At 64.1% G+C, this 5,530-nt stretch carries 7 protein-coding genes; 4 read left to right on the top strand and 3 right to left on the bottom strand.

Annotated features, from left to right (window positions below; translation table 11 throughout):
• Positions 1-213: 213 nt before the first annotated feature.
• The 3 genes from ACO1XS_RS17850 to ACO1XS_RS17840 all read right to left on the bottom strand — a co-directional run bounded on the left by ACO1XS_RS17850 (position 214) and on the right by ACO1XS_RS17840 (position 2,832).
• On the bottom strand, positions 214-1,497 hold the full coding sequence (locus ACO1XS_RS17850) for an SGNH/GDSL hydrolase family protein (protein WP_486391304.1): 1,284 nt from the start codon (positions 1,495-1,497) through the stop codon (positions 214-216).
• A gap of 141 nt (positions 1,498-1,638) precedes the next feature.
• Entirely contained in the window at positions 1,639-2,466 is an 828-nt protein-coding gene (locus ACO1XS_RS17845) for an FTR1 family iron permease (protein WP_486391303.1), read from the bottom strand.
• Positions 2,467-2,487: 21 nt separating this feature from the next.
• On the bottom strand, positions 2,488-2,832 hold the full coding sequence (locus ACO1XS_RS17840; RefSeq protein ID WP_331571957.1) for a cupredoxin domain-containing protein: 345 nt from the start codon (positions 2,830-2,832) through the stop codon (positions 2,488-2,490).
• A gap of 241 nt (positions 2,833-3,073) precedes the next feature.
• Between ACO1XS_RS17840 and paaA the strand changes: the two genes are divergently transcribed.
• The 4 genes from paaA to ACO1XS_RS17820 form a co-directional block, all read left to right on the top strand.
• Positions 3,074-4,072, top strand: a complete 999-nt coding sequence (gene paaA / locus ACO1XS_RS17835) for a 1,2-phenylacetyl-CoA epoxidase subunit PaaA (RefSeq protein ID WP_481579953.1) — start codon at positions 3,074-3,076, stop codon at positions 4,070-4,072.
• A gap of 60 nt (positions 4,073-4,132) precedes the next feature.
• Positions 4,133-4,417, top strand: coding sequence for a 1,2-phenylacetyl-CoA epoxidase subunit PaaB (gene paaB / locus ACO1XS_RS17830; RefSeq protein WP_331571953.1), 285 nt, complete (start codon positions 4,133-4,135; stop codon positions 4,415-4,417).
• A gap of 6 nt (positions 4,418-4,423) precedes the next feature.
• A complete protein-coding gene (paaC, locus tag ACO1XS_RS17825) occupies positions 4,424-5,227 on the top strand; it encodes a 1,2-phenylacetyl-CoA epoxidase subunit PaaC (RefSeq protein WP_486391302.1) in 804 nt (267 codons plus the stop codon).
• Between the two features lie 42 nt (positions 5,228-5,269).
• On the top strand, positions 5,270-5,530 hold a 261-nt coding region (locus ACO1XS_RS17820), incomplete at its 3' end, for a metal-sulfur cluster assembly factor (RefSeq protein WP_486391301.1).

Raw genomic sequence — 5,530 nt, 5'->3', positions numbered from 1 at the left:
GCCGTCATCACCACCCGGCTCACCGTCTTGCGTTGCTGCTTAAGCAGCAGAGAAGCGAGATTATGCAGCCCTTCTCGTACATCGTCAACTGGTTTTTTCTCGCTTCGCTTAAAACCCGTCGACCGCGGCACGCTGCAATCCGGCGCCTCTCAAAGAGGATGCGAATAGTAGGCCAAGCAGACTCGCATGACAAGCCCGTGAATCCAACATTTTTCAGCGCCCGCGCGCGGCCGCCACGACCGCCTCGAGTGGGACCGCTCGCGCCATCGCCGCGTACCCGGCATCGCTCGGATGGATGTGGTCGCCGCTGTCGTACTCGGCGCGCAGCCGATCCGGGCGGGCGCCGTCACGCAATGCCGCATCGAAATCGACCACGCCATCGAAACCCCCACCGGTGCGGATCCAGCCATTGACCGCCTGGCGCACGCTTTCGCGCTCTGCCGGCAGCGATGCGGGGGTGAGCGTCGCACCGAAGATCCGGATGCCGCGCGCGTGCGATGCGGCAACCAACCGGCGATAACCCTCGATCAAATCGCGCGCCGCGACCCGCGTATGCGGCTCGTCGCAATCGAGCCCCTTGCGCGGAGGCATCGATGCAAAATTGATGTCGTTGATCCCGATCATCACGATCGTCGCCTTCACACCGGGGCGCGCCAGCACATCGCGCCCGAAGCGACGTTCGAGCGCCTCGCCGTAGCACGGCGAATCGCTCAGAAGACGGTTGCCGCTGATGCCGAGATTGAGCACCGCTGTCGAACGTTCGCCCGCCTGCGCAAGGCGGCGCGCGAACGCGTCAGGCCAGCGCCGGTTCTGGTCGAGGCTCGAACGCATGCCGTCCGTGATCGAATCGCCAATCGCCGCAACGGCCGAGGCCCCGGCCGTCTCCACGCTGATGCCCGTCACCCACGCGTGCTCCGTAAAGCGCGCCGGATAAGCACTGGCGCCGGGATCGCCGGCATGATCGCCCGGCGCGGAAACATAGTTCACCTGATTCGCGACGCGATGCCAGGCGCCCAACACCTGTCCAGGCGCGGCATGGGCACTGACCGCATAGGCGAGCCCGGCATCGAGTTTGAAGGGAATGGCGTCGCTCTCGATCTCCTGGCCCGGCAGCAGCTCGATCGATGCGTGTCCGCCGAAGGTGACCGGTGCCGATGCGGGAGGCTTCGTCGCCGCGCCTGCCGCCGAACGCGCAAGTCGCACGTCCGTCAATACCAAGGGCGCACGTCCGTAAGCGTTGCTCAGGCGCAGCCGGACGCGCTCGCCCGACAGGGTCGGATAGACGATCTCGCGAACGGTCCGGTTGCCGACCTCCGGGGCGCGATAAAGCGGCGGCGGGTTGCGCAACTCGGGGATCGACTGTAGCGCCGTCGCCCAGGCCTCCACCCATTGCGGCTGGCCTCGGCCAGGCTCCGCGGCAGGCGCACGCACTGCCGCCAAGCACAGCAGCACCGAACAGCCCAGCCCGCCGAGTACCTTCGAAAAGCGGTAACGCATGAAATCAGTCCGTCGAAAAAGTGCAGATTGTGCACCATTCCGACGACGCCGCTATCCGGCGGCGGCCCATGGATTCAAGGCATTGGATTTCACGGGCGGCATCGCCCTATACCGGATGGGAGGAGCTGCCGCCTACGCTGCCTACGCCGGCTGACGCGCGGCGCGCTGTGGGCTGGCGACCTTGCGAGCGAGCAAAACGATGGTGACGAGCGTTGCCACGTAGGCCACGACCTGGATCCCCGCCGGGCGCGCCGTATAGCCGATGAGCGTATGAAGCATCTTGCCGACGATACTGGTTTCCCGGAGCAGCCAGGAAGTGTCCCAGACCGTATCGCCCCACGATGGCACGAGACCGGCAGCGAGAAGGAAACCCATTCCCTGGCTCGCCATGCCGGCGGCAAGCAAAACGATGAGTCCGTTGGTGACACTGAACAGGCGCTTCAGCGGAATCTGCAGCAATCCTGCGTACATTGCAGCACCGAGGCCGACGCCGCCGATAATGCCGAGCAGCCCACCCACGATCATCTGGGACGTCTGCCCAGGCTCCCCCGCGGCGATCCCATACAGGAAGAGGACTGCTTCCGAGCCCTCTCGCAGCACCGCAACGCCCACGACGATGGCAAGCCCGGTCAGCGGCGTGCTGCCGGCGGCGACGGCTTTACCGATCGCCGAAAGCTGCCGCGTCATTTCCCGGCTGTGTTTGCCCATCCAGATGCTGTGCCATGCGAGCATGACGACCGCGACGAACATCACGCCCGCGTTGAACACCTCCTGCCCCATGCCCGATGCCCACGACGAAATGACGTCGGCAAAGGCCGCAATGAGGCCCGCGCCCACGACGCCGCCAACCAGGCCGCCGCCGACCCACATGCCGCGACGAGGCACCCCTTTGGTGGCCGCGAGGACGATCGAGACGACCAGCGCGGCTTCGAGAACCTCGCGAAAAACGATGAGAGCGGTGGAGAGCATGATCGGCGCGCAGTGAGGTTGTTACTTGACGGTCAGCCGGGTCTTGGATTCGGCTTCGTGGTACTCGTCGTGAAACTCGTAGGTTCCGGCTTTCAGCGGCCCCACCAGGATGTCGACCTGCTTGCCCGCGGGAATCACCTTCTCGGCTTTGAAATCGTCGCTTTCGAATTCGGCCGGCGTCGCATCGAGGTTCTTCACGGTGACCTTTACCTTCTTGCCGGCCGGAATGGTCAGCCCATCCGGAGCGAATTTGTGGTCCTTCAACGTCAGGGTGTACGAATCGTCCGCGGCAACCGCACTCGATGTGTACAGGGCCGCGGCGGCGAAGAAGAGAACGGGGACGGCGAAGGCGCGTGTGGTTTTCATGGAGGACTAAAGAGTTTCGGGTTTCGACGTTTAATAATGAGAAGGATAATACGAGCGATTCTCATCATCAACGGGATATCCATGCGGGTTGCATGGCTTACCGCACGTCCCCGCCCGGACCGGGGTACCGGCGCGCTGCCACGCGCCTCCTTCGCGGTGCTCGCGTTATTTTATTGACCGACCGGTCGGTTGGCTTATAATCGCCATGACCGAGACCGATCGAGCAGGAGCGCTCAACCCCATGTACACCCAATCCCTCGATATTCCGGGCAACGTCGCGCCCCCCGAACCCGGTTCGGGAACGCCGGGCGAAGCCCGCTTCGATGCCGTCATCGCCGCGGACGGCAAGATCGAACCGCAGGACTGGATGCCCGACGCCTACCGCAAGACGCTCGTGCGGCAAATTTCGCAGCACGCGCATTCCGAGATCGTCGGCATGCTGCCCGAAGGCAACTGGATCAGCCGAGCTCCGAGCCTGAAGCGCAAAGCGATTTTGCTCGCCAAGGTTCAGGACGAAGGCGGCCACGGACTCTACCTGTATAGCGCGGCCGAGACGCTCGGCGTGTCGCGCGATGCGCTGATCGACGCGCTGCATGCCGGTCGTGCCAAATATTCGAGCATCTTCAACTATCCGACGCCGACCTGGGCGGACGTCGGAGTGATCGGCTGGCTCGTCGACGGCGCCGCGATCATGAATCAGATTCCGCTATGCCGCTGCACGTATGGGCCCTACGCACGCGCGATGATCCGCATCTGCAAGGAAGAGTCGTTTCATCAGCGTCAGGGCTTCGATGCGCTGCTGGCGATGATGAAAGGCACGGATGCTCAGCGCGCCATGGTGCAGCAAGCGGTCGATCGCTGGTGGTGGCCCGTGCTCATGATGTTCGGCCCGAGCGACAAGGAGTCGGTGCACAGCAATCAGTCGGCGCAGTGGGGCATCAAGCGCATCTCGAACGACGATCTGCGCCAGAAGTTCGTCGATGCGATCGTCGAACAAGCGAAGGTACTCGGTGTGACGTTGCCCGACGCCGACCTTCGATGGAACGAAGCGCGCGGTCATTACGATTTCGGCGCGATCGACTGGGAAGAATTCAAACGTGTCCTCAATGGCGACGGCCCGTGCAACAAGGAACGGCTCGCTACGCGCGTCAAAGCACACGAGGCCGGTGCCTGGGTGCGCGAAGCGGCCCTCGCCCATGAGGAAAAACAGCGCCGGCGCGCGCAGCAACGCGCCGCCTGACGCCTTGCCACGCGAGGCGTCGGCTCGTAACCGCAAATCACGCATTCGAGGAGTGTTTCGATGAACAAAGAATGGCCGATCTGGGAAGTGTTCGTGCGCAGCAAGCAAGGGCTCGATCACAAGCACTGCGGCAGCCTGCATGCGGCGGATGCGTCGATGGCATTGCGCATGGCGCGCGATGTCTATACGCGCCGCCAGGAAGGCGTGAGCATCTGGGTCGTGCCGGCCGCGGCGATCACGGCCTCCGATCCGAATGAAAAAGGCGAGATGTTCGATCCCGCCGGCGACAAGATCTATCGACATCCGACGTTCTATACGCTGCCGGACGAAGTCAATCACATGTAATCCGCCATGACCATCACGCCCGAACATCTCGCCTATATCCTGCGCCTCGCAGACAACGCACTCGTCCTCGGACAGCGAAACGCCGAATGGTGCGGCCACGGCCCCGTACTCGAAGAGGACATCGCGCTCGCCAATATGAGCCTCGATCTGATCGGGCAGGCGAGGCTGCTCTATTCGCATGCGGCCGCGCTCGAATTGACGCTCACGGGCGCAGTGAAGACCGAGGACGATTACGCCTATTTTCGCGACGAACGCGCTTTCGCCAACTACACGCTGCTCGAACTGCCGCATGCCGGCCCGCTCGGCGCAACGGCGCAGGCGCCGCGCGACTATGCCGTCACGATAGTGCGCAATTTCCTTTATTCGGCGCTCATGGCGTACATCTGGCGCGCGCTCGAGGCCTCGCTCGACGCCCAACTGGCCGCCATCGCGTCGAAGTCGGTCAAGGAAACCCGCTATCACCTGCATCACGCTCAGGACTGGCTCGTGCGCTTCGGGGATGGCACCGACGAATCGCACCGGCGCGCGCAAGCGGCGCTCGATTATCTGATGCCTTACACGCGCGAATTCTTCGATGCCGACGCCTTGGAAGACCAGGTGGCCGCCGCGGGAGTCGGCGTGCGCACAACGACGTTCGAAGACGCATGGCGCGCCGAAGTCACGCGCACGCTCGACGAAGCGACGCTCGGCATGCCGCCCGTCGAGGGACATGTCAGTACCGGCAAGCATGGCGAGCACTCGGAGCACATGGGCTTTCTGCTTGCCGAAATGCAGTCTCTCGCGCGCCACCATCCCGGCGCGAGCTGGTAAGCGAGCCGCTCGCTCAACGTACCTGCACTGGGCCGAACCGATATGCGCCACGCATCCAACACTTCCGACCACGCCGGCTACCGGGCCGGCTCTCGTGCGAATCCGCCGGGCGACGTGCTCGCGCGGGCATGCCTTGCGCTCGAAGCGGTGCCGGATCCCGAAATTCCGGTCGTATCGATCCGCGATCTCGGCATCTTGCGAGAGGTGAGACGAGCGGCCGACGGCACGCTCGAAGTCGTCATCACGCCGACCTATTCGGGGTGCCCGGCCATGTCGCAGATCGCCGAGGACATTGGCCGCGCG

Source organism: Trinickia sp., assembly GCF_057351765.1.
This window is presented reverse-complemented; position numbering and strand designations above follow the sequence as displayed.

Coding starts and splice junctions, on each gene's coding strand:
- ACO1XS_RS17850 (WP_486391304.1), bottom strand. CDS start 1,497: ATGCGTTACCGCTTTTCGAAGGTACTCGGCGGGCTGGGCTGTTCGGTG.
- paaB (WP_331571953.1), top strand. CDS start 4,133: ATGAACAAAGAATGGCCGATCTGGGAAGTGTTCGTGCGCAGCAAGCAA.
- ACO1XS_RS17840 (WP_331571957.1), bottom strand. CDS start 2,832: ATGAAAACCACACGCGCCTTCGCCGTCCCCGTTCTCTTCTTCGCCGCC.
- paaC (WP_486391302.1), top strand. CDS start 4,424: ATGACCATCACGCCCGAACATCTCGCCTATATCCTGCGCCTCGCAGAC.
- ACO1XS_RS17845 (WP_486391303.1), bottom strand. CDS start 2,466: ATGCTCTCCACCGCTCTCATCGTTTTTCGCGAGGTTCTCGAAGCCGCG.
- paaA (WP_481579953.1), top strand. CDS start 3,074: ATGTACACCCAATCCCTCGATATTCCGGGCAACGTCGCGCCCCCCGAA.